Source organism: Sphingobacterium sp. BIGb0165, assembly GCF_024810095.1.
Taxonomy (GTDB): Bacteria; Bacteroidota; Bacteroidia; order Sphingobacteriales; family Sphingobacteriaceae; genus Sphingobacterium; species Sphingobacterium detergens.
In genome coordinates, this window is record NZ_JANUEB010000009.1 from 95,539 (window position 1) to 119,587 (window position 24,049).

At 40.4% G+C, this 24,049-nt stretch carries 15 protein-coding genes; 10 read left to right on the plus strand and 5 right to left on the minus strand.

Annotated features, from left to right (window positions below; translation table 11 throughout):
* Positions 1 to 142: 142 nt before the first annotated feature.
* Positions 143 to 1,243 (plus strand): Fic family protein, encoded by a 1,101-nt coding sequence (locus M2408_RS20450; RefSeq protein ID WP_259186266.1) that lies wholly within the window; start codon positions 143 to 145, stop codon positions 1,241 to 1,243.
* A 37-nt stretch (positions 1,244 to 1,280) separates the two neighbouring features.
* Here the strand turns inward: M2408_RS20450 and M2408_RS20455 are convergent, their stop codons facing one another.
* Positions 1,281 to 2,372, minus strand: coding sequence for a DKNYY domain-containing protein (locus tag M2408_RS20455; RefSeq protein ID WP_259186267.1), 1,092 nt, complete (start codon positions 2,370 to 2,372; stop codon positions 1,281 to 1,283).
* A 38-nt stretch (positions 2,373 to 2,410) separates the two neighbouring features.
* Positions 2,411 to 3,484, minus strand: coding sequence for a S41 family peptidase (locus tag M2408_RS20460; RefSeq protein WP_259186270.1), 1,074 nt, complete (start codon positions 3,482 to 3,484; stop codon positions 2,411 to 2,413).
* Positions 3,485 to 4,301: 817 nt separating this feature from the next.
* Here M2408_RS20460 and M2408_RS20465 point away from each other — a divergent pair.
* The 7 genes from M2408_RS20465 to M2408_RS20495 all read left to right on the plus strand — a co-directional run bounded on the left by M2408_RS20465 (position 4,302) and on the right by M2408_RS20495 (position 16,857).
* Complete coding sequence (locus M2408_RS20465) at positions 4,302 to 6,038, plus strand: hypothetical protein (protein ID WP_259186271.1); 1,737 nt, start codon at positions 4,302 to 4,304, stop codon at positions 6,036 to 6,038.
* A gap of 80 nt (positions 6,039 to 6,118) precedes the next feature.
* Positions 6,119 to 9,538: a DEAD/DEAH box helicase gene (locus M2408_RS20470; RefSeq protein ID WP_259186272.1), complete on the plus strand. Its 3,420-nt coding sequence runs from the start codon at positions 6,119 to 6,121 to the stop codon at positions 9,536 to 9,538.
* A 19-nt stretch (positions 9,539 to 9,557) separates the two neighbouring features.
* On the plus strand, positions 9,558 to 10,253 hold the full coding sequence (locus M2408_RS20475; RefSeq protein WP_259186273.1) for a hypothetical protein: 696 nt from the start codon (positions 9,558 to 9,560) through the stop codon (positions 10,251 to 10,253).
* A 44-nt stretch (positions 10,254 to 10,297) separates the two neighbouring features.
* Positions 10,298 to 10,615, plus strand: coding sequence for a hypothetical protein (locus tag M2408_RS20480; protein WP_259186274.1), 318 nt, complete (start codon positions 10,298 to 10,300; stop codon positions 10,613 to 10,615).
* Between the two features lie 138 nt (positions 10,616 to 10,753).
* The gene (locus M2408_RS20485; protein WP_259186275.1) at positions 10,754 to 14,005 is read left to right on the plus strand and encodes a TonB-dependent receptor; all 3,252 of its coding nucleotides are present in this window, start codon (positions 10,754 to 10,756) and stop codon (positions 14,003 to 14,005) included.
* A 75-nt stretch (positions 14,006 to 14,080) separates the two neighbouring features.
* Entirely contained in the window at positions 14,081 to 15,601 is a 1,521-nt protein-coding gene (locus M2408_RS20490; RefSeq protein ID WP_259186276.1) for a RagB/SusD family nutrient uptake outer membrane protein, read from the plus strand.
* 11 nt (positions 15,602 to 15,612) lie between these two features.
* Entirely contained in the window at positions 15,613 to 16,857 is a 1,245-nt protein-coding gene (locus tag M2408_RS20495; protein WP_259186277.1) for a YdcF family protein, read from the plus strand.
* A 126-nt stretch (positions 16,858 to 16,983) separates the two neighbouring features.
* Here the strand turns inward: M2408_RS20495 and M2408_RS20500 are convergent, their stop codons facing one another.
* Together M2408_RS20500 and M2408_RS20505 are read right to left on the minus strand one after the other, a co-directional pair.
* Entirely contained in the window at positions 16,984 to 18,069 is a 1,086-nt protein-coding gene (locus tag M2408_RS20500; protein WP_259186279.1) for a Gfo/Idh/MocA family protein, read from the minus strand.
* 51 nt (positions 18,070 to 18,120) lie between these two features.
* Complete coding sequence (locus M2408_RS20505) at positions 18,121 to 18,732, minus strand: hypothetical protein (protein ID WP_259186282.1); 612 nt, start codon at positions 18,730 to 18,732, stop codon at positions 18,121 to 18,123.
* Positions 18,733 to 18,855: 123 nt separating this feature from the next.
* Between M2408_RS20505 and M2408_RS20510 the strand changes: the two genes are divergently transcribed.
* Both M2408_RS20510 and M2408_RS20515 read left to right on the plus strand, forming a co-directional pair.
* Positions 18,856 to 20,265, plus strand: coding sequence for a sulfatase-like hydrolase/transferase (locus tag M2408_RS20510; protein ID WP_259186284.1), 1,410 nt, complete (start codon positions 18,856 to 18,858; stop codon positions 20,263 to 20,265).
* 22 nt (positions 20,266 to 20,287) lie between these two features.
* Positions 20,288 to 22,387, plus strand: coding sequence for a polysaccharide lyase 8 family protein (locus M2408_RS20515; RefSeq protein ID WP_259186286.1), 2,100 nt, complete (start codon positions 20,288 to 20,290; stop codon positions 22,385 to 22,387).
* Between the two features lie 152 nt (positions 22,388 to 22,539).
* Here M2408_RS20515 and M2408_RS20520 read toward each other — a convergent pair whose 3' ends face one another.
* The gene (locus M2408_RS20520; protein WP_259186288.1) at positions 22,540 to 23,796 is read right to left on the minus strand and encodes a glycoside hydrolase family 88 protein; all 1,257 of its coding nucleotides are present in this window, start codon (positions 23,794 to 23,796) and stop codon (positions 22,540 to 22,542) included.
* Between the last annotated feature and the right edge of the window lie 253 nt (positions 23,797 to 24,049).

Sequence of the window (24,049 nt, forward strand, 5' to 3'; positions counted from 1 at the left end):
GTAGGCGAAAATTGCCTTTGGAAAAATAGCCGAATTCAGTGATTATGAAGCGACTTGATTGGTTGCTGGACAGTCAGATTAAGCCCGTTTGTCCCTGCATTATTTTTTTCGATGAGCCGATTTTAAACTCTAATCGGCTCAAATGTATAACTGGCAATATAAAGAATGGCCCCATTTCTGCTATAGTATCGAAGATATTCTACCTATAGCTGTTGCATTTGCTAAAGAAATGGGAGAGCTAAATGGTTTGTTAACAGGATTAAATGCGGAACTAAAGGAGGAAGCATTTATGGAGATTCTGATCGCTGAGGCAATGAAAACTTCAGAGATCGAGGGCGAATATATGAGCAGAGAGGATGTGATGTCCTCCATCAAAAGAAATCTCGGTATTAAAACTGATGTAGTCGTCCATGACCAAAGAGTTACTGGTGTTGCGAAATTGATGACAACCGTACGGGAGAGTGCGGTAAAAGAATTAAGCGACGATTTGATCAAGCAGTGGCATGCCATACTTATGGCAGGATTTCCGAAAATTAATGCGGGAGTATGGCGTACAGGTGATGAACCTATGCAGATAATTTCCGGCTCATATGGTAAAGAAGTTGTCCATTATGAAGCTCCTCCATCTGTTGCTGTTCCAAAAGAGATGGAGCAACTGGTTCACTGGTTTAAATCATATGAAATTAAAGAGCCTGAGTATATTATCGGTGCCCTGATCAAGACAGCTATTGTCCATTTGTATTTTGAATCTATTCATCCTTTTGAAGATGGGAATGGAAGGATCGGAAGAGCGTTGGCAGAATACACTTTATCCAACACACTACAGGCCCCTGTCTTGTTGTCGATATCAAAGACTATTGAAAAAAATAAGCAGGCTTATTATGAAAATCTAAAAATTGCTCAGGCTAGCTTGGATATTACAGGTTGGATAGGCTACTTTACCAAAGTTATTTTAGAATCTCAAAAAGAAGCAAAAGAACTGATTGGGTTTACAGTAATAAAAGCAAAGTTTTTTGATCGAAACAGGGATTTATTGAATGAACGGCAAATGAAGGTTATTAATCGTATGCTGGAACAGGGAATTGAAGGATTTGTCGGTGGCATGACCGCAAAAAAGTATATGTCTATTACCAAGACTTCAAAAGCTACTGCAACAAGGGATCTGCAATACCTGCAAGAGCAAGGTATATTTGAACAAATTGGGCTTGGAAGATCCGTACGTTATGAACTTATACTTAGTTAGACGACCGATTTTAAAATAGTAGATTCAAGCGATATCATTATTTCTTCTCTACCGGAATGAGTTCTGCACCTCCCTCCTTGGGTTGGTACCAGTACTTGTGGCCCAGGTCATCTTCAAAATCATGATTTGTTTTTGATTTATCTACACTTTTGAAGCTTTTGACATCGGGACCTTCAAAGATTTTATCGCCGACGAAAATATGTCTGGCATCTTTGGCGACAGCGCGCCTAAGAACTTCAAACGTTGTTGGGTCGGCATCCGCCAATAGCTGTTGCTTATAATAGATATGATTTTTGTCACCGGACCAAAAGGAGTTTCCACCAATTCCTTCCAATATTTTAAAACTGGCGGCATCAACATCCGTGAATTCAAATTTCTTTCCTTCAATAAGAACCAGTTGATCGATGATTACTGTTTTTCTATCAAGTAATTTAATTTTATTGGTCGTAGGCAAAGTCGTTTCAAGCACACCAACACCCTGATAGGGTTGGTAATATAGTAATGTTTTGCCATCCAAAATGATGTATTCGTCGTTGAGTACATCAATCTTATCCGTTGTGTAATTCAGCGGATTGATACTTTTTTGCGTGACCACATAGAGCTTATTTTGGTCTCTTACAAAATTTTCATTTAAAATTTTAAATGAAGCGTAGTCAACCGATAATGGTTGGCCATTGTAGAAATAATATGATTTATCTTTCGATAGGGATGCTATTGTATCATACAAGGTAATATACGTTTCGGGATCCGCGCCTGTGACGATGGTAAGTTGTTGTTTGCTACATGCTCCTGTTGCTGATGGAGAGCCATTGAAATCGAATACGTGGGATTGATCGACGGGAATCTTTCCTTTTAATCGAAAGGTCTTTGCATCCACGAATTGTTGTGGACAACCCATAAAATAGATATTATCTTTATCACGTGCATAGACACCTTTGATTACAGAAAAGCTATTTACATCTGCCTCCGTCTTTCTTGAACCACGTTCAAAACCATTGCCTCCAGGGATAAAATAGATGGCTCCACTTTTTTTAAAGTAGTCTTCAGATAAAGGACTGACCTGCTCTTTGCAGGAAAAGAACAAACCTATGCATGTGCTGATAATTCCCATTTTAAAAATATGCTTCATACTTTCCATTCTATGATTTGCTCCGTGATGATGTATTGCTATTCTTGGATATAGTGAACAGCATAATCAACCCAATCTGGGATGGATTCATCCAAATAGATGTCCGGCTGTACGCCAATGTTGTCAATGGGGTATTGTGGTAGGCGCGCCGATCTGTAGGTTGGTAAAAATAGTTGATAATTATCGCAGCCGAATTTGAACTCCCGTATCGATCCATAGTCCAGGGCCCCCATACTAGGCGTTCCCATGATTTTTACTTTTTTGCTTTGGCGACAGCTGAATAAGAAATTCTCACCTGAGCTGGCCACATTTCTGTTGGCTAGAATAATAACTTGGGTCGGGCTTTTCTTATGGAGGGCGATCGTATCAATAAGCACTTTTTTATCACCATAGAGCACAAATTTTCCGATATTATCTTTGTATTCTTTTAGATCATCCTCTATCTTTTTAGCTTCCGCAATCGAGTCCAGCCCTTGTTTTATATTTTTAAGAGCATAATCACGGAGACCATTGACTAGGGTATGGGTAGCAAAAAATTCAACACTCATAATCCGTATCGGATTGGTTAGGACATAAGGTAAAATGGGTTGATATACATCATCCGTCCCACCTCCATTATTACGGATGTCAATAATCAGTCCCTTGCTATGCTCAATCTGTTCTGTATGTTTGGCTATTAAATCCTTTACCAAAGCGATATTTTCATAGGCGAAACTGCCAATCTTAATATAGAAAACTTCGGGATTAATTGCTTTGGCCATCACTTCTTCTACAGGTTCAGCCGGACTCGCCGTAGTTTCAGAGACTTTCTTCTGTGCTACAGTCAATGATCTTAAAACAATGTGCTCATCCTGAAAAAAGTCGAGGTACTCCTGCAAAAGAGCTACGCATGCTTCGTTTTTTGCGTTGAGACTTTTTTTATTCAGAATACTCTTTTTGGCTTGGTATAAATCGTTGTGCTGTTTTACCTTTTCCGGAAAGCCCGGATATTCTGTTTCGATCTTACTGATTAATTGTTTGAGTGCCTGTGGACAGTTACAATTGGTCTGACCATATATTGGGTAGGTCAAAAAGGAAACACAAAGGAATAAAAATATGTTTTTTAAGGTCATTTTCTGGTTTGTTAGACGCTATACTTCTTAAATAATGGTACTCTATCTCACTATAAAAATACGATACATTGACATCACATTTTATAGCGGTTTACGATTCGCTTATGGCTATTTATGATTCGTTTATGATATAATTGCAAAACCTCATGATATTCAATTCCCGCTCTCGCAATTTACGCTTAAACATAACGATAATTTAGTAAATATTTTCCTGTTCGAAGGAGTGGGATAAACGCGACCGCCAAAGCCGGATAAAGCAGCCTTGTCGTACTGGCTAAGTATAGATCAAGTATTGATGAGGTATTGATCAAGTATCTCATGAGTTAGGATATCATAATTTGCGTGTTGCTGCATATACCCTAATGGCTCGATAAGGCGCTGGTGGTGACACCTATAGTGAAAGAGAGGTATGCTATTCATAGATAAACCATATTATTCTAAAAAATATTTGCGTAAAATATTTTTAATTAATATATTTGTATATATAATCTATATTATTGTATTGTAATGGTGTTTTTTGGATAACATGAAGAACCAATATCTTATCTGTCTCTTTGTCGGCAAACAGATAGCTATATTTCATAGGTGCATTTGAAATTTCGATACGATTTTTTATGTTGATTGCCGACCTTTCTTAAAATAAACCAAGGTGCTAACGCGAATGCATTTTGCCTGTTGATTTTCTATTTAATCACCTTGGTAATTAACTCTGTTTTTTTTCCAATGTAGTTGTTGTTTTTTTACAATAATTGGTTTTAACCATTTGTTGTTCAGTACGCTATATGTTGTAGGATTTTATACTCATTAAGTCAATATTATGAAAATTAATAACCAATTGATTATCGACCGTTTAGCTCAACGTATGGATCTCGATCGGGTTTATCTCATTAAATATCAATTCTTGGAGCAAGAATATCAACACTTAGTTTTAACGCTTAAACCCGTGAGTGGACTTTCACATAAGGTATTGAAACCTATTGTGGAACTATGCCTGATGGATCAGGAATGCGTTTCATTTGAATTGATGTTTACTCCTGAACTGAAAAATAAGATCAAGATGGGAAGTTTATTCTATTGTTATGCGGCTTTATCCAAGCACGAGATTTTTAGTTCCGGTGAAAACAATACCGCAATCAGTAAACCGAAAGAGATAAGGGGAATACTGGATCTCTCCGATAAGCATTATCACAAAGTGGAGGCTGTTTCCGCGGAATTTTTGCAGGCGGCACAGACATTTGCCGATACGGCAAACTATCTTCGTGCATTATTTATGGTCCATCAGAGTCTGGAAAGCCATTTAAAATTGCTTCAAGTGATGGTGGAGGGGAAAGGGAATAATGTACACAGTCTGGACAGTAGGATAAGAAGTCTTGACACACACTTCTCGATGTTTAAAAAAGTGTTTATGGGTGAAGGAGATGAAGAGAAAGAGCGCTTCCGCTTATTGGATACTTCCTTTAATGCTGTCAATCAAAATAAAGATCTGGAGATTTCCGCTATAACAGCCTCACAGTTATACGATCATTGTGCAGTTATGCAAACGGGGATAGAAAAACTCTTCCATTACTTTATGGAGGAATTGCAGGCCGAATACGAAAAAAATTTGGCGACTGAAGCTGCCATTCAAACTGAGCTTGCAAAGGCTAAAATGATGAAAGAAGAAAAAGTTAAAATGGCACCACAGAAAACGCTGGTTGCTGCTTCTACTTTTTACGCATTCCCCTGGCCTGAACAGTATCAATCCGATATACAACAGCTTCTCTATCAGATCCGCCGGGACAATCAGGCTGAGCAGATGATGTTGCTCAATTATTATGTGAGTAAAACTCATGGAAAGGGGTTATTCGACTATCCTCCAAAAGATGTTGGAAACGTCAGCATTTACTTAGTTGTTATAAAAAAATGGGTTGGACAATGTTACTTCCGTAAAGTTTCTTTTGGTCGGGCGACAGCAGTTATCTCATTTTTAAGCAGCAGCTTTATCGCAGCGAAATTAAATATAGGAAGTCGCTTTTCACAAACGATCTGGAATGACTCTATTGTCCTTTACCGCAATCCGGGTTATAGGCCGACCTATTCGCTAACGCCTGTAAATTGGCCCGACACCCTGTTGAAAACGGCAAATGTCTGGACTCGCAATGCAAAACTCATGCACGATCTGCTGGCCATATTTTCTGATGGTCGTCTTTCTAGCAAGCAATTGGCCGTACTGTTGTTAAATCAGTTGATCCTGCTCGGAATACATAGCTACCTCTACTTGCGGATCGGTTACACACCAATGAATGCTACGTTGGAGGAGTTGGTCGAATGGAGCTGTATCTGTGATAAAAAAGTAAGCGATTTTTTTACCTCAAATGAACCTTCCGAGGCCTTGTTGCACCAGGAGACATTAAAAGATATGAAAGGGCGGGTATACGAGTTGCCTGCGGAATTGGAGCAGCTTGAAATGGATTACTTTAAATCCAGTGCTAATCGGATCGCAGCCTTTTTTGCTGACCTATGCCAGCAGAGTTTGAAATATATGGAAATGAAATCGGGGATTAAAATAAATTGAAGTTTACGATAAAAAGCTAGATGCTCATCTAGGCTTGGTAGACCTATAAAATTAAAACTATTATAACTAAACATAAACCAATGAAAAATGAAATAGATGTAACGATACCATGGCAAAGCAAGCAAGAAAAATCCCTGTCGATCGTTTATCTGAAAAGATTTTTTAATGAAGAATCTGCAAGACTAACTTGGGATTTTAAAATAATTCTAGAAGAGAGTGTTTTTAATAATAAGTATGTGTTCGAGAGTGTGTGTAAGGAAAATGTTCGTGTCCTGATCACGTTAACCGCCGATCATTTGAAAGCAAGTTGTTCGTGTGGGAGAATGAACACGACATTATGTGAACATGTCTATGGTCTATTGCGTGAAAAGTTAAGTGGGAATAAACATTATTTTTTTCATTTATACGATCCAAAATGGTTTTTAGCCCATCCTGACCAACGTGAACTATTTGGTTTATCTCTTAAAGATGAACATAAGAGAATAACGAAAATTGAAATCAACGCAACAGCAGATTGTGGGAGTATCTATGGTTTTCATAATCCGTCAGAATTATGCCATGTAGCTAGCAATAAAATTTATGCAATTGAACCTTCAATTTCTAAGTCAGAGGGCAAATTTATCGTTGCAATTCCGATAAATAATACGATTGATCAATTACCTTTTTTACTCCCATTTTTAAGTGGAGAAAAGAAAAAAAATGTTTTCAAAGAAAGCTATTTGTTAAAAGAAGAAATGCCATATCCTGAATATCTTACCAGCCATGAGATGATGCTTGATGCAGTAGCAAAAAAGATGATGCAGCTGGGGGCCTCTACATTTAACGCTATCAGACCAGATGAACTTTCGGTCGTTGAACGGAATGAGCGGGATTATCGAATACTGGATTTATGGAGAGATCTCATTTCAAATCAATTGTCTCAAGATGAAGTGATCTTTTTCTACTCCCATACGAATAATTTCGGTCTAAGACACTACCAATTCCGATATAGCTCTGTTTCCTATCAATCCCATAAACTAAAAATTGCTAATGGCGACTTTAAGCTTAAGATTCAAGTGGTAGAGAATCAAAAAGGTTTATTGATGGCGGTGCTGGCCTATTATAAAGGTAATCTAGTAAAGAAAATTAAGTTTTTGAGTGATGTGCATAGTTTCTTTGTCGAATTAAGTTCCAAGAGCGTACTTTTTATTGATGATATACAAGTCGGAAAACTTCTAAATCAATTCAGGCATTCCGCATTCAAAATTTTTGTGTTGCGACAAGATATCGCTAAATTTTATGAAGAAATATTGCACCCAATAGCTCAGCACTTCCCAATAGAATACAAAAATGAGACGCTTCAAGATCATGCCGCAACTAAAAAGACTATTGAGGAGACGAAAATATTGCAGGTCTCGCTTCAAGATGATGCGTTGCTATTAAAAGCATCCATAGATTTTGGGACAGTTAGCCTGCCCATTGTTGAGATGCCCAGTACAACTGTTTTAACCTATGTTGATAATGAAATTCAGGTGCAAGAGCGAGACGTTGACGATGAGCTGGCCTTTAGCAATTTTGTCAAAAATCAACATGAGTCTTTTGCGGAGCAACCCTCCTCTCATACCTGGGAGTTGCGAACATCCCTAATTGCTCGAACAAATTGGATAAATAATCTTCGTAAGGGATGTCAAGATCATCAGATAACGCTTAAGCTTACAGGGTTGGTTAAAGGATCCAGTTACTATCCTTTTTCTTTAAAATGGGAAGTAGTGGAACTGAAGTTCCAATCAAATTTGTTATATATCAACATAAAATTTAAGCTGGGTAAACTAATATTGGAACCTAGTCTATTTGAAAATTATCTATTTGAAAAGAAAAATTGGTTCAAGACCGATACTGAGGATTATATCTATATCAGCGACTCTTTGAAATCACTTTTTATACCTTTATTCGGTCAGGCACGCATAGAAGATCCTTACATCATTTTAACCTCAGCACAATTGATTTCTTTTCAAACGCAATTAGAAAAGATAGATCCTAGGATTATTAATGATAGCACAAGAGAAAGGAGAGATAAATTAGCCAATATGACCGAAATTCCTTTATTGGATGTTCCGAGTACTGTCAAAGCAACCTTACGCCCCTATCAGAGGGTTGGTTTTAGTTGGATGGGATTCTTACAAGAATTTCAATGGGGTGGCATTCTGGCTGATGATATGGGACTTGGGAAAACCTTGCAGGTAATTACTTTATTGGAGTATTATTACCAAAATAATCCTGAGGCAGCTCCTTCCCTTATTATTGTTCCTAATTCATTGCTATTCAATTGGCAAAATGAAATTGAAAAATTCGTTCCGGAACGAAGTTATTATGCCTATCATGGTATGAAAAGAAAGGACCAAGAGACTTTCGCAGAAGCATCATTTGTGCTGACAACCTATGGGACAGCGATGACAGACCTTTCCTTTCTTCAATCTCAATCATTCAGTTATATGATTTTGGATGAGTCTCAAATGATTAAGAATAGGAATTCTAAACGATTCGAAAGCTTGTTTTCAATTATGGCATCGTTTCGAATAGCAATGACAGGTACTCCAATCGAAAATGGGATTCAAGATATCTATGCACAAATGACCATGGTGAATCCAGGTTTTTTTGGGAATTACAGAAACTTTAATAAAATGTTTAAGTCTCTAGGAGATGTAGAGGAAGCCGATATGCCGTTAATGAATTTGCAAAAGATGATTGCTCCATTTATTTTGAGAAGGACCAAAAAGCAGGTTGCATTAGAGTTACCGAATAAAACAGAGACCATCCTGTATTTGGATATGCAGCATGAACAACGAAAGCTCTACGATAACTATCGTAAGAAATATCGACTGGAAATTGAGGCGAATTTAAATGGTGAAGAGTCTTCAAAATCCAAATTTTTAGCAATAGAGGCATTACAGAAGCTGCGACAGCTGTGTAATTCGCCCATATTGATGAAAGATGGTGGTTCTTCCAACGAATCTGTCAAATTAGATTTTATTGATGAAATCATGGAAGAAGTAGCTCCAAATCATAAGATTCTTCTCTTTTCATCGTACACCTCAATGCTTAAACTTGTAGCCCAACAGATCGAAAAGCACAGCATAGCATATACCTATCTTGATGGCAGGATGAATCAGAAGCAACGGCAATTTACAGTTGAAACATTTCAAAATGACGATACATGCCGTGTTTTTCTGATCAGCCTAAAGGCTGGAGGAACTGGTTTGAATCTGACAGCCGCGGACTATGTGTATATTTTAGATCCTTGGTGGAACCCAGCGGCTGAAGCCCAAGCGATCGACCGCTGCTATCGCATTGGACAAGATAAACATGTGATGGCCTATAAGATTGTTTGCCGAGACTCTGTCGAAGAAAGAATCCTAGAACTTCAGGCCAATAAAAAAAGAATAGCTGAGGGTATAATCTTGGACGAAGCCAATCTGATGAAATCCATTAGTAAAGAAGAACTACTTAAATTATTCGAGTAACCCATTATAAACTTAACGTATGAATACCGAATCTACAATAAAAACTTCCCACGCTGGAATGATGTATTCACATGATTTCCAACTTTGGTATACCTATCTCAAGCGGCGGATAGAAAAAGAGTGGCGGCCCGAGGAGCTTTCGTTCTTACTAGGCAAGCCCGATCATGCCTATCTCGATTTTGAGAAGATGTTTCAAGTCCAAAAGTTTTTAACGCAAGAATCTATTTTATTGGATCGGATATATGCAAGTTCGTGGATCGAAGCGATGGCATTCCATAGCGAAAAATATGAGGCTTCTCAAGAGCGTCTGGTACGTCTTAAAATCGAAGAGGATGAAGTGAAATGGAACTATACTATTGAACTACCCTGGCAGTTTAAGAAGGGAGAGAAACTTCCTCCTGCGCCACAATTACAATTTGAGGAATGGAAAGCTGAGAAAGATCTTCAACTTGAATCGGATGCCATGCTCCATGTTCGACAAAAACTGGAAGCATTATTGGTAGGTAAATACTTTGAACATGGTGCTACAGCCTTGCAAATGTTTCGTAAGGTCGAACATACGGGTCTTGTTCATTTGCAGATTTTTCCTCGACACCTTAAAAATGTCTTGTATAGCCTTATCCAACAAAGCAAACTCGTTGTCAGAAATATAGAAAATAGCTATTCTTTTTTCTTAACAGATTTTCAGCAAGCAAGCCGCAAACAGTATTTATAAAATGGCTGGCGTTGAGTAAAAAAACAATCATTATATTTATTCCAATGAATAAAATGATTCCTACAAATAGAACATCAATCGTACCAGCCATTTTCAAAGGATTGGCTGGTACGATTTTTATTTTTGCTATTTTGACGGCCATTTCTTATCAAAATGATCTACCCGTAGATGGCAAATTGGTGATTGGATTTCCATGGGAGTTCTATTCAGAAGGTACGGGCTATAATCTTGAACGCGATGAATATGCTAGCTTTGAAAATTTTGAACCACTCAAACTGATCGGTAATATCCTTATCGCAGTAGCGATATACCTTGTTTTACGCCTGTCTCTTCGCCCTCTTTTGAAAAAAAGTAAACGCTAATTTCTGTCGTTATTATTATCCTTTTGTTAAGGTAATGTTGTTTGCTAACACGGTTTAGTTAAAAACTATTAACCTTTTATTGATGCTACCTTCATATTGCATTTGTAACCTTGTACCCATAAATCAAATGCACTACTTATGAAAATTAAAGCCAACAATGTCTTTTGGTTGTTATGTGCCATTGCAGCAAGCTCATCAGCTGTTCAAGCCAAACCTCTCACACTCACCAAGTCGCAATTCCTACTGGTACAAAATCCTGTTAGAGGCCGTGTGGTCGATGCACAGGGCAATGCAGTTTCGGGGGCAACGATCCAAAATCTAAAAAGTAAAAAGTCTGTTCAATCTGATGAAAAAGGAAATTTCCAAATTGATGCGGAAATCGGCGATAGACTTAGTATCTCCTATGTCGGATTTAGTAATCTGGTCCAAGCTATTGCGCAATCCAATGGGCAGATCTTTACACTACAAACCAACGAGAACACGCTTGAAGAAGTAACGATTTCTATCGGTTATCAGAAAATTCGAAAATCCGATGTTACTGGTGCAATCGCTAGTGTGAAGGCCGAAGAACTAAACCTCAGTGCACCAAAACTATCACAAGCTTTAGTTGGTAAAGTAGCCGGTGTACAGGTGATGCAAACAAGTGGTGCCCCTTATGATGGGACCAAGATCCGTGTGCGTGGCATGGGATCTATCAACGCTGGTTCGGATCCACTCTATGTTATCGATGGCTATCCCGCCGGAAATAATTTAAATATCAATCCCAATGATATCGAATCCATTGATATCCTCAAGGATGCGGCATCCGCTGCCATCTATGGATCGCGTGCGGCTGGCGGTGTTGTGCTGATCACCACCAAACGTGGTAAAGAAGGTAAAAACAATGTCGATTATGAAGTGCTGGGTGGCTTTGGTCAGCTTTCCAAGAAAATAGATGTTTTAAATGCCGAACAGTTTATTGATCTACTGATCGATGGACGCAACAACTCCTATAAAGACCTCCTGGCTGGCAAAGGGATCACCTGGAATGACAGCCGTCGTTTTGACGATAATAAAACCCGTATCGCCAATGTCGGAAATGCCGGTTCGGTAAGTATTCCGGAAGACTACTATGATTTTGCAACCGGTACCGCAAAAAAATCCAAATATGATACTGACTGGCAAGATGCCCTTTACCGTAATGCGCCTTTCCAACGCCATAACCTCTCTACCTATGGTGGCAATGAAAAAAATCGCTATTTTCTAAGTGGTTCGTATCAGAATCAACAAGGTATTATGTTAGGTACGGACCAAAAAGTATTTAACTTTCGGGCTAATATTGACAGTAAAGTAAGTAAAAGACTCACCGTCGGGGCCAATGTTTCCTTTACTTACAATGACAACAACGAAGTGACCACTGGTCGATATGACCGCAGTCCTTCCATGGCGGCACTAATCTATCTACCTACGTTGCCCGTATATAACGAAGATGGTTCTTATGCGCAGTATCTGATGGCCGGTCTCTCGGCAAATAACTACGGTATCCAGAACCCCGAAAATCCATTGGCCTATGTGACTCAAGTCAAAAACAATCGTCGTGGAAAAAAAGGGCTTTATAATGCTTTCGCGGACTTCTCGATTATCGAAGGATTAAACCTCAAAGTAAATGGAGGCTTGTCTACCTATGATGAAAAATACGATTATTTCCGCCCAACAAGTATTTCTGATGGAAATAATAGACCTTATTCTCCGCAAGCAATTACAGCTGCCTATGCGGATGCCAAAACCAAAAATGAGGTAGATAAACTCCTGGAAACAACATTAAATTACAATAAGACTTTTGGCGAGAAGCACCAGATTTCTGCATTGTTAGGCTACTCCGCCCAACGGACGGATTTCGATTATCAAGGTGTGAGAGCAAATGGATTTAATAGCGATGCTATTGGTGAAATCACCGATAAAGGTGCTGATCCCTCCAATTTTCAGCTCTTGAAAGACGATACCTTCAAACGTATTACAACACTTCAATCGTACTTTAGTCGCGTAAATTATAGTTTCGATTCGAAATATTTCCTTTCAGCTTCCATACGTACAGACGGTTCTTCGCGCTTTGGCCCAAATAATAAATGGGGAACTTTCCCCTCAGTTTCTGGGGGCTGGACAATCTCCAAAGAGGACTTTTATATGGATTGGCTAGGACAGCAGTCTACGCTGAAATTGAGGGCAAGTTGGGGACGGAGCGGTAACAATAATATCAGGGAGTATCGCTCAGTATCTGTATTTAATTCCCCAGCTGGTGTGATCTTAGGGGATAAAGTTAGTACGGCATACACTGCTGGTGATCTGTACGATCCTAATTTGAGCTGGGAAACGACTTCTCAATATAATACAGGATTGGATCTTGGACTCTTGAAAGGGCGTTTAAATGTAATGGCTAATTTTTATTTGAGCCGTTCGTTTAATTTGTTGTTTGACCAGCCTATTTCAGCTGTATCTGGGTCAACGACAATATTGACCAATTTGCCAAATTCTAAAGTACAAAACAAAGGCTTTGACTTACAGATTGACGTGACTCTGATCCGTAAAAGTGACTTTGAATTAGGCATCAATGGAAATATTAATGTCAACCGCAATAAAGTCTTGGATTTGGGAGGATCATCAACGATCTTAACCAATGGTGCTGAACGTTCGTACTTAACCCATATTACGCAAGAGGGAAGTCCAATCGGTATGTTCTATGGCTTTAAAGTTCTTGGCGTGGCAACGGAGGATAACTACAAGACCGTAGCGCCCTCAGCCGCTTCAACAACGCCTTTGCAACCTGGTGATCTTTATTTTGAGGACGTCGATGGAAACGGTATTGTCAATGATGCCGACAAGCGGGTTATCGGTAATCCGCATCCGAATTTTACCTATGGTTTTGCGCTGAGTACACGCTACAAAGAATTTGATTTACGTGCATCATTCAATGGGTCACAAGGCAATAAAGTATTGGATGGCTATGATTACTATCTCTATAACATGGAGGGATCAGGCAATCAGTATGCCGATGTCGCACAACGCTACCGATCAGCACAAAACCCAGGTAACGGTAAGGTGTACCGTGCTTCCCGGGGTGGCACGCAAAGTAACAGTACGCGTCTGTCAGATTTCTACCTGCAGGATGGCTCGTTTTTCCGTATGACCAATATTGCCCTGGGCTATAATATGCCAAAAAACATTGCTGAAAAATTGAGCTTATCCGGAATACGGGTGTATGCAACAGTGGATAATCCATTTACAGTCAGTAAATACAAAGGTTATAATCCTGAACCGGATTACAACCAACGAGGTAATCTTACTCCTGGTGTCGATTATGGACTTTACCCATTGGTCAGGTCCTATAATCTTGGTGTAAAAGTGACTTTCTAATATTCATATTCATAGCGCCTTTATGATTTTTCAATAGCGAAATATCGAATGGCCACATTACAAAAAAATACTTCAATGAAAAAAAGATATTTATTACCGCTTGTGTTGTTTGCTCTGTCTTCATGTAGCAAAGATTTCTTAAATCAAAAAGATCCAAACGCCATCCAGATCGAAGACTATTTCAAGTCGGAGAATGACGTGCTTTTAGCTGTCAATGGCTTATATCAAACGCTACGATCAGGAAGTACGATCGGTGAGGGCAGCACACTATACAATGAAGAGCGCTCCGATAATACCGGGCGTAATGATAACCAGTCCAATGCCGGTGAACCTTTTCAGTTTAATGATTTTTCGCTGCTGCCAAGTAATACCTATCTAAAGACACACTGGGCTGCAATGTATGCTGGTATCAGTCGTTGTAATGTTGTGCTTTCACATATTAACGATGTAACTTTCTCCAGTGAGGAGTTAAAGGGACGCTACGTGGCTGAAGCAAAATTTGTTCGCGCCTTATTATATTTTCATATGGTGCGTAAATTTGGGGACATCCCACTTTCAACGGTGCAGGTGACAAGTAAGGAACAGGCGAATGAACTCGCATTTCGTCAAAAGGAAGCAGTCGTCTATGAACAAATTATAAAAGATCTCACCGAAGCTTTATCAAGTAATCTGCCCAACACACAAAAGGATTATGCGATCGGCAGGACATCTAAGGCTGCAATAAATGCAATTCTAGGACAGGTTTACTTAACATTAGGTGCCACACAAACGACCGGAAATGCCGAAAACTTCGCAAAAGCGGAACAGTTTCTAAATGCGGCCTACCAAATGCGCACATTCGGTAAGTTGAATGAAATACCTTATACCCAAGTATTTGATCTCACCCAAAAAAAAACCTGTAAAGAGCTCGTATTTCAAATTCAATACAAACAAGGCGATCAGAATTTCAGTTCGAGTATCGCACGTAATTACCAAGCCAAGGGGGATACGATAAACTCAAAATATCCATCTACTGGTGTGGGGGAAGTAGTCAAATTAGATTTAATCAAAGATTATGAACCGCAGGATTTAAGAAAAGATTTTTCTGTCAAATTTGCGAAAGATCCTCAGGTCAACGATTGGTTTGTAACCAAATTTAGAGACAATAGCGACGCGGCTGGAACCAACGGTTGGGGCGGGAACGACTGGATCTTGATCCGTTACGCAGATGTCATGTTATTACTGGCCGAGGCGAAATATCGTTTAGGTAAAGATGTGGAAGCAATTGCGCTATTGGATCAGGTACGCGAACGTGCTGGGCTGCCTTCATACGCTAAGTCAATCTTAAGTAATGAATATCGTACAAAGTATCCGACATTAAAGGCGGCGATCCTGCACGAGCGCCGTGTGGAACTGGCTTTCGAAAATCAACGTTGGTTTGACTTAATCCGGAACTATAATCCACAGGAATTGGTGACGTACTTTAAAACTAAAAGCCAGGCGGATTATGGGAATGCTAAAATCTCCAATATATCTACAAAGGATCGGTACTATCCAATTCCTTTCGATGAGTATAAGTTAGACCCACAGCGTATGTATCAAAATCCTGGTTATTAATTAAATCGGATATGACAGGTATCATAAAAAAGATCATTTTGTTGACTTTGGGAATATGCGGAATGCATATTTCCAAAGGCCAGCTCAAACCCAATCCTGCCAGTCCGCAGGACTGGGTTATCCGCAAGAATTATTACGCGACTTATCTGTTGCTAAAGGATTCCGCCTTAACACAGCAGCTTTGTGCCTCCCAAGCTATTTCAGCATCGCTGAGACAGCGATTTGATCGTTTCAAGGGTAGTGATCATTGCGCGGATCTCGGCTGTTTTCTGGAAGCTTTTAAATGGAAAGATTCTGAGATCGAGCTCATGGCTGAACAAATTTCCAGTCAAATCAAGGGCAACAGGAAATTGGAAGAACTTGTTGAATCAGCTTTGATGCCATCAAAGACTTATGGTATACCAAGGGATGAGACTGCAAAAGTATATCTTAAAAAAGCGCTGTTACAGGACTTTGGCGCGATGAACTATGTTGTTGATGTCTATGGTGGCGGCAAGAAGCCCAACTATCCCAAGATTGATTCAATTTCTTTTGATGTGAATCGTAAGGCTTATTTTCAGCTTTTAGATGATGTCCGCCAGGACGTACTAAAAGATATTCCGACCGGTAAGGAGGCCCTTTTTATGACAATGATGACAGCGGTAAGGCTGCTTGAGATCAATGAGCGTTGGGACGCTGCGCAATTAGAGCCATTAATAGCACTGGAAAATAAAAAGGCGTTTGAACAAGTGAAAAAAACGGATTTTTCAGTCTACCCTTACAGCCTGCTGCTGACTTTAGGTGCGGGCCCTGAAATCTATGGACAGCCAATCAGTCCCGGCGGAATGTTACGTGCACGCATGGCTGCGCGTAGTTATTTTGAAAAATTGGCCCCTTTTATTGTACTTTCCGGCGGAAAGGTACATCCTTATAAAACGGCTTATATCGAGGCAATCGAGATGAAAAAGTACCTGATCAATATCATGGGAGTTCCCGAACACGCGATCTTGATCGATCCGCATGCCCGCCATACAACAACAAATCTGCGCAATACTGCCCGTATACTACTGAACTATGGATTTCCTAAAGATAAATTTGCCATTGTCAACAGCAGTAAGGCACATATCGATGCGGTAGAAAAAATGGCCGACCGTTGTATCCGCGAATTGGGTTATGTACCCTATAGCCTTGGAAAACGAATTTCGGATGTTATCATCGAATTTCAGGCGAAAGAAGAAGCATTCACAATCGATCCGGACGAGCCTATGGATCCCTAACGGTTCGCCTCAGAACTCCGATTGAACAGTATGAAACAAATCCGACATGTCCTTGTCAACAATGTTTGGTATATATTGAAAAAGGTATGTGGAAATGGTTATCCACATACCTTTTTCTGTGGAATATCAATTTAATACAATCGCCTTTCCTTCCTTTGCGGAACGCCTGGCTGCCTCCAAAATCTCAACGACAGTCACATTGTTGCTAATGGAGCCTAGATCACCCTCAGTCAGCTGATTTCCGCTTAAAACATGCGCTAAATATTGGATGTGATTTTCAAAATAGGTTTGATCTGTTGGAATGACTGTTGGCTTATCGTTGTGCTGGACGTATTTTAACAATGTTTTATCGTTTTGTGCATAGAGTTGAGCCTTCGTTCCAAATACCTGTAGGTCTTTCACACTGTAAGGCCAAGCCCAAGATGCCTGGATAATACCTGTGCTACCATCACGGTAATTTAAGATAATCGTAGCATCATCCTCAACTTTTGGATAAACTTCGGGCTTCAGTCGATGTGTAATTGCGCTGACAGAAATAGGCCGTTCACCGTTCTTGATCCAGGTCATGAGATTGGCCCCATAACAACCAAAATCCATTAATGCACCACCACCATTTTTTTGCGGGTCCGTCAGCCAATCGAGAAAATAGCTGCTACAGCCGATCTCTTTGGGCCCTTCATGTCCATCTTTTACAATCATCCGCGTCACAGCTCCCACTGCATTTTGATCAATCAATTGCTTGAGCTGTTGGTTGCTCTTATACCAGGTCGTTTCATAGTTGACAAAAAAAGCCGTTTTGTTTTCCTTGGACAACGCTGCAATACGGTTGGCATCAGCCAATGTAGTTGCCATCGGTTTCTCTACCATGACAGGAATTTTGAGCGGCAGACAGATTTCCGCTACATTGATATGCTCATTGGTGGGGTTGTAAGCCAGAACCACATCGGGCTTTACTCTTTTCAATAATGAAGGGAGATCTTGATAAAAAACGGATTTCGGAAGGTTGTATTGTGTCTGAATCTTGTCCGCGAGGATATTATTGGCCTCTGCTATCCCAATGATCTCAACCTTCTTCTCTTTATATAAATTCAATAGGAGGTATACATGGTCGTGATTGAGTCCCGCAACAGCGACTTTAAGTGGACTATCCGCATAAGCAATATGCTGAAATAGCATCGTCAATAAAAAAAATATCTTTACTGTATGTTTCATGGTATTCTGTTTAGGTTCAATAAAGATACCATTTTGAATTCTTTAAATCCTTTAGTAGATCCAGTCAATCTTTGGGTGCGATTGTATTATTTCCGCTACGATATCGAAATAAGTCTGTACTTTTCCAGCTTGTAAATCGGCTAGCTTTTGTTGGAAATAGGTATGATTGAATGGTGAATTTGCTGCAAGTTTTTCCTGATAGTAAGCGACGCTGGTGGTCAGGCCTAATGCCGTTTTACTATAGGCGATGTCTTTCCAGATGATCGTCTGTTTTTTTGCATCCTGTACTTTTCCAAAGCCACCATAAAGCAGATCATCAAAACCATCCAGACTCCCAATCTGCCAACTCTCATCAGCCATATAGACCCGATTGATTTCAGCATAAAAGCTCGGGATATCCGCAATATGTGTGCCTTCAATAACAACAAAGCCAAGATCAGGGTGAAGGGACAGGAGGATTTTGAACTCCTCCCAGAGTTCTGCTAATGCCTTGGGGGACGTCGCTTTTAACCATTTTTCTGCAAAGCTAAAAAGGTCTGGTCGAACAGTATTTTGCCCACTTTGCAAGAGCTCAATCAAGGGCTCATTTAATACCTTGTCATGGCCATTCCTGACCAAAATTTTAGCAATAGCTGCTAGTTGATTTCTCTCGTTTATTTCCATCTGCTTCGGATTGGATTGTCCCATCTAAAGGACTAAAAAAAATTGACTTAACGAAATCGTTTTCGGTTTTTTTACAAAAAATCCAATACATTTAGGTTTAAATTTAGGGATAAATCTAATGCGATGATCTACCGGATAACGTTCTATTGTATACTTACCTTACTAAGTGTACTTTCTCTAGTTGAAATTTCTGTTTTTGCACAGCAGCGGCCCAATGTCATTGTGATTTTGAGCGACGACGGCGGTTATGATGATTTTGGTTGCTACGGTGGTAAGGAGGTTCATACACCGTATATCGACGAGCTGGCGAAACAGGGTATTCGTTTTCAGTGTGCTTATGCATCTGCATCGGTTTGTGCACCCTCACGTGCCGGTCTGCTGACGGGGCGGTACCAACAACGCTTTGGCTTCGAACACAATATTTCCAAACGGCCAACCAATGGAACGGCACTGGAAGATATTGGGATGGATACCACGGTGGCAACGATAGCAGATTTTATGAAATACAACGGCTATAAAACCGTTGGTATCGGCAAATGGCATCAGGGAGACGGTCCCCAATTCCATCCGCTCAAGCGTGGCTTTGATCATTTCTTTGGTTTTATCGGCGGTGATCGCTCTTATTTTCCGATCCCCGGAAAGGTAAAACTAACACAAATGTTGGTCGATGATGGACGCATTTTCCCCGAAGATTCTATTCGCTATCTGACAGAGACATTGACCGATAAGGCAATCTCCTATGTTCATCGTTATCGCCAACAGCCTTTTTTTATGTATCTGGCTTTTAATGCTATACATACTCCTGTGGAGGCTCCGCTGACGCAGAACAGCAAATATAGTCATGTTGCAGATCCTTTGCGCCGCGCTTATTTGGCAATGCTGGAGAATATGGACAGCAATATTGGCCGTTTGATAGAACAATTGAAAAGCGATGGACTTTATGAAAATACGCTGATTATCTTTATGAATGACAATGGTGCGGCCACAAATAATGGTGCCGATAATGGTCAGCTGCGCGGTTTAAAGGGGTCGAAATGGGAAGGCGGAATACGGGTACCAATGATTATGCAATGGCCAGCAAAGCTCCCGAAAGGAAAAGTAGTCAATGCCATGGTATCGGGTATGGATATCTTGCCAACAAGTATGGATGCCATACAGGGGAAAGACATCCCCGGACAAGCGATCGATGGGCTAAGCCTGTTGTCATCGTATAAGGCGGCGAAGAATGGGCATGAATATTTATTTTGGCGACGGGGAGTCGCTAAAGCGGTCCGTCATGCCGAATGGAAGCTGATTGTTGTCAAGGATGATCCGATATTGCTATTTAACTTGAAAAACGATCTGAAAGAACAGCATAATCTTGCCGAAAAATATCCCGATAATGTGAAGGAAATGTTGAATAAATTGGCTGAGTGGGAAAAAAAGATGGCTGCTCCCAAATGGTTGAGTTCCGTCTTGGATAATGATCAGAACCAAATGATGAAACATCGAATGGATGTCATTGGAAGGGCAGCAGAAAAGAAATACCCTTAATCGGATTATAATTGGAAAACGAATGAAAACTATACTTATATTTTTATTATCATTTGGACTGGTCATGACAAGGGCACAGGACAAGCATACATTTGATCGCATCAAAAAACATGTGTACGAAGACGAACTGCAAAGTTCGTCCACGCACGGTGATAAAACCACAATCTGGAGTAATCAGCTGACTGAAGCTGGTACTTGGTCTGATATAGATTACGCGAGTAAATCAATTTCACTCTGGCCTCCAGGAGAACACTTGGATCGCTTGAAAGCTTTGATCGTAGCTTATGTATCTCCCAAAAGTAAATCTTATCAGCAAAAGTCGCTTTATGACAAGATTGTACGGGCAGCACAGTACTGGGCAAATAACCGATTTGAATCAACCAACTGGTGGCACAATGAAATTGCTTCTCCCAAAGCAATAGGTGTCTGTCTGATCCTGATGAAATTTGGTCAGGAGAAAATTCCAGCTGCAGTGGAAACAGCACTGGTCAAGTTGATGGAAAGAGGGGACCCCTATAAGAAAACGGGCGCGAACAAGAGTGATATTGCCATGCACTATTTCTATCGTGCACTGATCCTGGAAGACGCCAGTCTACTGGCTGCTGCTATGGAACAACTGCTTTTCCCCATCCAGTTGGTGGATGGCAAAGAGGGTTTGCAATATGATTTCTCTTACTTACAGCACGGGCCACAATTGTATATTGCGGGCTATGGCGAAGAGTTCTTAAAGGGAATTTCTAAGGTAATGGCCTATGTCCGCGAGACGCCTTATGCAGTTAATAAGGAGAAATTGGACCTCTTTGAAAAATTTCTTTTGGAAACCTACTTGCCGATCATACGTTCACGTTATATTGATTTTAATGTGCATGGACGTGGGATATCGCGACCAGATATACTGCGCAAGGATCAGGAAGTTGCCATATTGCAGCAGATGCAATTGATCGATCCAGCTAAAAATGAGTTCTGGAAGAAAGGATTGGCAAAATTAGATAGTATACAGGCTTTTAATGCGGAAGATCAATCCCTGCATCGACATTATTGGAAAGGAGACTATACAACACACCTCAGAAAACAGTTTCATTTCAACCTGCGCCTGGCAAGCAAGCGAACCAACAAATCGGAGTCAGGAAACGGTGAAAATATGCTTGGTAAAAATATGACAGATGGTGTAACCAATATTCAGGTATTTGGTCCGGAATATTATAATATCATGCCGGTATGGGAATGGGACAAAATTCCAGGGACAACAACCCGAGATTATCAGGGTGATCAGGAACTGAAAGAACAGTGGGGTGTACTGGCTGCCAACAGTTTCTCTGGTGGAGTCAGCAATGGTACAGTCGGCGCATCAGCTATGTCTGTTCAATACGATGGCCTAGCTGCGCAAAAAGCATGGTTCTTTTTTGATAGGGAGATTGTTTGCTTGGGCAGTGGAATTAGCAGTAGTGCTACTGAACCGGTGGTAACAACATTGAATCAGACTTGGTTGAATGGCCCTGTCGTATGGAATGGAAAAGAGCAGATTTCAACCGATTCACTGATTCGAAATGTCAAACAAGGTGAATATGTGATGCACAATCAGGTCAGCTATTATTTTCCGGAAGCCATGAAAGTTGCTCTGACGACAAAAGAACAATCGGGCTCTTGGTACCGCATCAATCGTTCCCGATCAAAAGATGCTGTCCATGGTAAGGTATTTAAGTTATGGGTAGAGCACGCAGCGAAACCTGTAAATGGAAGTTATGCGTATATCGTGGTACCCGGTGTGGATCAGATTGATAAGCGGGCTATGCAGCAGCTAAAAATATGGCACAATACGCCTGCTGTTCAAGCCGTAGAACATCAGGGGCTGGCTGCTATTCAGGCAGTGTTTCATCAGTCAGGTACCTATCAAATTGGAGCTTGGTCTATTCAGGTGGACAAGCCGGCCATTCTGCAGATCACAAAGGGAGATAGGGCTTTCAAATTGGATGTGGCAGATCCACTGCAACAGGAAAAAACCGTACGTATTCATCTCATCAATAAACGTGCAAAAGTAAATCAAACTGTTGAGATGAGGCTTCCGAAAGCTGAGTACGCGGGTAGTACTGTATCAGAAACAATCCCGACCGATAATAAATAAGGTTTTAATCCTTTCGTAATTGCCGTGAATATTAAAAAGTAAGGTCCAAGATCTGTAAAGAAACTGGACCTTATTCGTTCGTTCGACTGAGGTTTCTAAAGATTATTTAGCGTTGTTTGTCAAAGTCTAGCTTTTGATACAGCCTATTTTTATTATTTTTTGAGTTGCTCCAAGCGTGTTAAACCTTCGAGATAATAATAATCTGCATAGGTCAAAGGGACATCAATTTCCGAGTGATGCGGCAGACTGCCGACACTATGTTTGAGCAGGAAACCACCGTTGCTTCCATATTTGGCAAAATAACCTGCTCCTGAAAGTGTCTGTAGACTTTCCTTGGCAAAAGCTAAATAGGACTTACTTTCTGCTCCCGAAGTTAAGGTCGATAGTTCAACGAGTGCCGAAGCGACAATAGCCGCTGCGGAGGCATCACGAGGGACGTAATTGAGCTTTAACATTGAAAAATCAGCATCTGATTTATATCCCTGTTGTCCCGCATTGAAATCCCAGTAAGGGATTTTATCTTTTGGAAGATTTTTGTGGGTCATGTAAAATTTGGCTGCTGCCTGTGCTGTTTTGAGAAACTCCGGTTTTTTTGTCTCCCGATACATCATGGTAAATCCGTAGATAGCCCATGCCTGTCCACGTGCCCAGGTTGAATTATCGGCATAGCCCTGATTTGTCTGTTGATGGATTGCTTTACCGCTGGCATCATAATCGACAACATGGTAGGTGCTGTAGTCTATGCGGAAATGGTTTTTCATGGTTTGCGTTGCATGACTGATGGCGACATCCTTATATTTAGGATCACCTGTCAGATCGGAAACGTAACACAGCATTTCGAGGTTCATCATATTGTCAATGATGACAGGGTATTTCCAAAGTGTTTTGCCATCCCATGACTTTTTCTCATTCCATGACTTGATGACACCGACCTGTGGGTTAAAGCGCTTTAATGCAGTATTGGCCGAATGGACAAGGATGGCTTTATAATCGGCAATTTTTTTCTGATCCTTGAGGTATTTTATTGCAGTGCCATAGGAACAATACATGACAAAACCAATATCGTGATGTTGATCCAGGTCCTTCGCTTTTTCGAGCGCTTCGGTCCATTTTATCGCTTCTTTCTCCGTTTCTTTATTGTGTGTGTGGTTGTAGATATACCATAGTGAGCCAGGGAAAAAACCTCCTGTCCAATCCCATTCATCGGTTCCTCGCAATTGTCCGGAAGGAGTTAATGTACGTGGGAACTTATGGTCTTTGTCAGCTTCCTTGGTCAAAAATTGATATTGTTTCTCTGCAGCGTTGAAACTAGCGTCGATAAAGTTTGGCTTTTGGTCAATAAAACTGAGCGCAAAAAGCCCGGAAGCGATAAGAAGGATTGTTTTTAAACTGGTTTTTCTTTTTTTCATCTGCATAAATTATTTGTTCATCAATTATTTTATGATTAGGGTCTTATTTTCAATAGTATTCGTGAGCTCTCTTCGTTCGGCTCACTCGGTTCATGCTGCCTTCGGCGGTATATGTGTTAGCCTCGTTGGTATAAATAAACTCGTTTACTAATTAAATTGGTGTTTTAAAATATTCGTGAGCTCAATCGTTGGGTTCACTAGGTTGTTTATTCATTAGTCTAGGGCATTATTCATAATTATTTATTTTCAATGG

Coding starts and splice junctions, on each gene's coding strand:
- M2408_RS20450 (WP_259186266.1), top strand. CDS start 143: ATGTATAACTGGCAATATAAAGAATGGCCCCATTTCTGCTATAGTATC.
- M2408_RS20455 (WP_259186267.1), bottom strand. CDS start 2,372: ATGAAGCATATTTTTAAAATGGGAATTATCAGCACATGCATAGGTTTG.
- M2408_RS20460 (WP_259186270.1), bottom strand. CDS start 3,484: ATGACCTTAAAAAACATATTTTTATTCCTTTGTGTTTCCTTTTTGACC.
- M2408_RS20465 (WP_259186271.1), top strand. CDS start 4,302: ATGAAAATTAATAACCAATTGATTATCGACCGTTTAGCTCAACGTATG.
- M2408_RS20470 (WP_259186272.1), top strand. CDS start 6,119: ATGAAAAATGAAATAGATGTAACGATACCATGGCAAAGCAAGCAAGAA.
- M2408_RS20475 (WP_259186273.1), top strand. CDS start 9,558: ATGAATACCGAATCTACAATAAAAACTTCCCACGCTGGAATGATGTAT.
- M2408_RS20480 (WP_259186274.1), top strand. CDS start 10,298: ATGAATAAAATGATTCCTACAAATAGAACATCAATCGTACCAGCCATT.
- M2408_RS20485 (WP_259186275.1), top strand. CDS start 10,754: ATGAAAATTAAAGCCAACAATGTCTTTTGGTTGTTATGTGCCATTGCA.
- M2408_RS20490 (WP_259186276.1), top strand. CDS start 14,081: ATGAAAAAAAGATATTTATTACCGCTTGTGTTGTTTGCTCTGTCTTCA.
- M2408_RS20495 (WP_259186277.1), top strand. CDS start 15,613: ATGACAGGTATCATAAAAAAGATCATTTTGTTGACTTTGGGAATATGC.
- M2408_RS20500 (WP_259186279.1), bottom strand. CDS start 18,069: ATGAAACATACAGTAAAGATATTTTTTTTATTGACGATGCTATTTCAG.
- M2408_RS20505 (WP_259186282.1), bottom strand. CDS start 18,732: ATGGAAATAAACGAGAGAAATCAACTAGCAGCTATTGCTAAAATTTTG.
- M2408_RS20510 (WP_259186284.1), top strand. CDS start 18,856: ATGATCTACCGGATAACGTTCTATTGTATACTTACCTTACTAAGTGTA.
- M2408_RS20515 (WP_259186286.1), top strand. CDS start 20,288: ATGAAAACTATACTTATATTTTTATTATCATTTGGACTGGTCATGACA.
- M2408_RS20520 (WP_259186288.1), bottom strand. CDS start 23,796: ATGAAAAAAAGAAAAACCAGTTTAAAAACAATCCTTCTTATCGCTTCC.